The 3,978-nt window shown below is 39.5% G+C and carries 5 protein-coding genes and 1 pseudogene; all 6 read right to left on the reverse strand.

Annotated features, from left to right (window positions below):
• Nucleotides 1-143 (reverse strand): annotated as a pseudogene (locus FJR06_RS24345) (RNA-guided endonuclease TnpB family protein); the annotation flags it as partial.
• Nucleotides 144-348: 205 nt separating this feature from the next.
• Complete coding sequence (locus FJR06_RS11460; RefSeq protein WP_015081490.1) at nucleotides 349-1,101, reverse strand: Uma2 family endonuclease; 753 nt, start codon at nucleotides 1,099-1,101, stop codon at nucleotides 349-351.
• A 588-nt stretch (nucleotides 1,102-1,689) separates the two neighbouring features.
• A complete protein-coding gene (locus tag FJR06_RS11465) occupies nucleotides 1,690-2,217 on the reverse strand; it encodes an NAD(P)H-quinone oxidoreductase subunit J (protein WP_015081489.1) in 528 nt (175 codons plus the stop codon).
• Nucleotides 2,210-2,947, reverse strand: coding sequence for an NADH dehydrogenase subunit K (locus FJR06_RS11470; protein WP_015081488.1), 738 nt, complete (start codon nucleotides 2,945-2,947; stop codon nucleotides 2,210-2,212). The genes FJR06_RS11465 and FJR06_RS11470 overlap by 8 nt, the downstream gene beginning before the upstream one ends.
• Nucleotides 2,938-3,300 carry an NAD(P)H-quinone oxidoreductase subunit 3 gene (locus tag FJR06_RS11475; RefSeq protein WP_015081487.1) on the reverse strand — a complete coding sequence of 121 codons (363 nt, stop codon included), beginning with the start codon at nucleotides 3,298-3,300 and terminating at the stop codon, nucleotides 2,938-2,940. Before FJR06_RS11475 ends, FJR06_RS11470 begins: the two co-directional genes overlap by 10 nt.
• Nucleotides 3,301-3,703: 403 nt before the next feature.
• A partial coding sequence (locus FJR06_RS11480; protein WP_305791094.1) for a bluetail domain-containing putative surface protein occupies nucleotides 3,704-3,978 on the reverse strand: 275 nt, incomplete at its 5' end.

The raw sequence follows: 3,978 nt of genomic DNA on the forward strand, positions 1-3,978 counted from the left end.
TTGAGATCATATTTCGTCGCACCTTTATTATCCATCCAATACCTTAAACATTTGTTTTGGATGAACTGAGATGCACGAATAGCCTCGTCTATTGCGCGATACTGCCTATCTTTTCCTTTAACTTTGAACTCGTAAATTATCATGGTTTCGACCTAAACACCACAAAATTATGCTAACTCATATATTATAATTTTGTCAACGAGAAAAACTTTCTGTGGAGGCTGAAGCCTCTATCTGGCTTTCATCCCTTGCCTAAAGGACAGTTGAGTTTTTCCGCCACGCTCCAAAACTCAACTTCAAGGGTTTTCAGCCTAGTCTCTTATAAGGTGGGCGAGTCCCACCCTACTTTTAGTTTTCTGGTTCGATACCTAATGCTCTTAATTGTGCAGCTAGTCTTTCAGCACGCTGTGTTTCCTGTTCTGCGCGTTGTTTTTCTTGTTCTATCTCTTGTCGTTTTTGTTCTACTAACTCTGAACTCCACAACAATAAATTTCCCTGTTCGTCCCACAATCTTAACCATTTACCAGTTAGGTTTTCTCTTGTACCTTCCCACACTCCCAGATAAAGATTCATTTCTTCTATCCAGTAAAGTTGGTTTTCGTGAGGATTTTGCAAAGTGTACAAACCTGTATTAGAGTTTAGCTGGTAAAATTCTAAACTACCGTTATCGGGTTCAAAAATAGCGTAATTGGGTATTTTTAAGATTTTTTCATAGAAAAACCATTTTCCTGGAGGATAAGTTGGTTTAATGGAATATTCTGTTCCGTCTGTATCAGAAATAAATTCCATAACGATAACTGGAATATCTCCCTGGAGTTGGGGTGTATAACTACGAAAGACTTCTTTTTTAGTGCCGCGAATTTCCGGGATATAAGCCCAATCAGGAGCTTTAATGACAATTTTGCCATTTACGGTGGCACAGATACCGTAGTTAGTCGTTGTGAGGCAACTGGGGGGAAGTTTACCAGCTAGTTGGAGGCTTTCAGTCAGGGCAGAGGCTTGGGCTGGTTGATAGATGTTGTCCACTGGATCATCTGGGAGAATGTAATCATCGGGTAGTTTTTCCCAAGTGATTTGGTATGCTTGGGTAGCAATGATCATGATGGGTTTTCCTGTATTCAGGTTGTAAATTCTAGTTTAACCAGTTATTGCCATTACAGCATTTATTATTGTTCATTTAACCATCCTTATAAATTAGAAATTTTACTAAAATAATTAATTGCCAAACGAAGTTTAGTAATGGGTTTAACCCTTTCCACCTGTAGCACGTTTGATGACAATTTGCTGTATCATCCTTATCTTTAGCAGCTATTAAAGGATAAAAATCAATTATGGTTGGAGGTTGTATTTTTAACATGATATTTTACCTATCTCTAACTCTTAATTAACCAGCATTTATATTTTTTATTATAACTAAGGGACTTCCAAATAAAAAAAATACTCAACAACCTAATGCAAAAATCTCTCAAACCCTTATTCCTCTGTGTCCTCTGCGCCTCTGTGGTTCGTTAATCAGGATAATTTATTTCTTGAAAGTCCCTAAAATTCTTAACTTATAATTACATTAATTGATGCTTGGATAATTATTTATAATTCACTATTACACAAATAAAGACTTATAACTTAAACCCCTCTCCACAACTGGAAAGGGGTTAATTGTCACTACTGAAAACTCAATTCCAGCAATCCTTAATAAGCATTTTGTAACTCATAAAAATCAGGTGAGATGTAATCTTTACGTAAAGGCCAACCTACCCAATCTTCTGGCATCAAAATCCGTTTTAAGTTAGGATGACCTTCATAGATGATGCCATACATATCATAGCTTTCCCGTTCTTGCCAGTCTGCTGTTTTCCAAATCCAGTAAACTGAAGGCAAAGAGGGATTTTCTCTGGGTAAAAACACTTTCACCCTGATTTCTTCAGGACGGTCAGCATTATCACTAACTTTAAGTAAATGATAAACACTTACCAATTCTTCTCCTGCACCTAAGTCAATTCCTCCCTGAAATTGGAGATAATTAAACCCATAGGCATACAAAGCTGTAGAAATAGGCAGTAGAAAATCTGCGGGGACTTTAATTATTTCTACTCCGTTAGCGTCAAGTTCTAGAAACTCATGGAAAAAGCCATTTGACCCTAACCATTGGGAAACTTTACCGGGTTTAACTAGAGGTGCTTCCGCTACGGGAACTGGTTTGGATTCTTCTTCAGCCACGTGCTTGTTCCTCCTTCTGTGTCTTTGCTGTCAACAATCCTGGGGGTACAGCCATACCAATTGCTTCCGTCAATTCTTTGGGGGGATTGAAGCGGGTTTCTGACTGCATATATTTACCAGTTAATATTTCGGGAACTGGCTTCATATTATGAGTTGTACTGTAGTAGCGGTGAACTTGCTTGATGTTATCCCGTTCCTGCATAGACTCGTTGGCAATTTTTTTCCGCAGTTTAATAATTGCGTCAATAATCGCTTCTGGACGGGGAGGACAACCAGGCAAATATACATCTACAGGAATCAGCTTATCAACTCCGCGCACTGCGGTAGGTGAGTCAACGCTAAACATTCCCCCAGTAATTGTACAAGCGCCCATGGCAATCACATACTTGGGTTCGGGCATTTGTTCATAAAGACGCACCAATTGGGGAGCCATCTTCATGGTAATTGTTCCCGCAGTGATGATTAAATCGGCTTGTCGGGGGCTACAACGAGGAATTAACCCAAAACGGTCAAAGTCGAAGCGAGAGCCGATTAATGCCGCAAATTCAATGAAGCAGCAAGCTGTACCAAACAGTAAAGGCCACAAACTAGAAAGTCGCGCCCAGTTGTAAAGGTCATCAACGGTGGTTAAAATGACGTTTTCTGACAGTTCATGGGTAACTGTCGGCCGTTGAATGGGGTTGATGATTTGTTCTTTGTCTGGGGTGATGATATTAGAATTTAAGACCATTCCAAAGCTCCTTTGCGCCATGCGTAAACTAAGGCGATGATAAGAATCGAAATAAAGACTAGGGCTTCGATAAATGCCAATAAACCCAAACGGTTAAATGCAACTGCCCAAGGATACAAAAATACTGTTTCTACGTCAAAGACAACGAAGACCAGAGCAAACATATAGTAACGAATGTTGAACTGAATCCAAGCTCCGCCAATGGGTTCTAGTCCGCATTCGTAAGTTGTGCGTCTTTCCAGACTGTTACCAGTGGGTCTAAGAATTTTTGAGGCTGACAGTGCTAGGACTGGAACTAGGCTACACAGGAGAAAAAAGCCTAGAAGGTACTCGTAACCGCTAAGAACAAACACAATGTTTTTCTACCGCTAATGGTGTAAGGGAATAAGCTATCAGTTATCAGAGTTATAGCTTGACAGGCGTTTACTGATAACTGTTCACTGCAATATATGGATCATGTTCTTTTACATTATATCTTTTAGGGCTTTCTCGAATTTGTATTGAGATCCCTGACTTTTCTAAAAAGTCGGTGATCTCAGTATATTTGAATCCTTTTGATTATTAACCTCAGTTTCTAAGCACTTATAAACAAGTCGAACTATTTATACTCAACACGGCTTAATCATTTGATTCTGTGGGTAAGGGTTTAGCACTGCTAAACCCCTACAAATCTAGGTTTTTCGTAATTTTGTCAAAGTCCATGTCCCAACCGTTTTGGTTAATTAACAGTAGGAAGTTTGACTTGCTGAATATCCTCTAAACAATCACAAAATGATTGACATTCAATGTTCCGGTTAAACCCGTAACTTCAATAATGGCATCATTAGCCGCATTAAACCCTGCTGTTGCATCATTAATAGCCACAAAGGTTTTTTGTCCAAAACTGAATTGAGCCGCAAAATTTGACCCAAAGGCTGCCGCAGTTAATTTTGCTACGATACCAGCAGCATCCAGGGTATTAACTGCGCCCACATTCACAAATCCGGCTCGTGCGGTAGAAACACGGAATAAATCATTACCTGTGGTGGCGT

Source organism: Dolichospermum sp. UHCC 0352 (assembly GCF_009711925.1).
In the GTDB taxonomy this organism is placed as follows: Bacteria; Cyanobacteriota; Cyanobacteriia; order Cyanobacteriales; family Nostocaceae; genus Dolichospermum; species Dolichospermum lemmermannii.

What these genes read in the sequence shown, in the direction of transcription:
- FJR06_RS11470 (WP_015081488.1), bottom strand. Translation starts at nt 2,947, where the DNA reads ATGGTCTTAAATTCTAATATCATCACCCCAGACAAAGAACAAATCATC.
- FJR06_RS11460 (WP_015081490.1), bottom strand. Translation starts at nt 1,101, where the DNA reads ATGATCATTGCTACCCAAGCATACCAAATCACTTGGGAAAAACTACCC.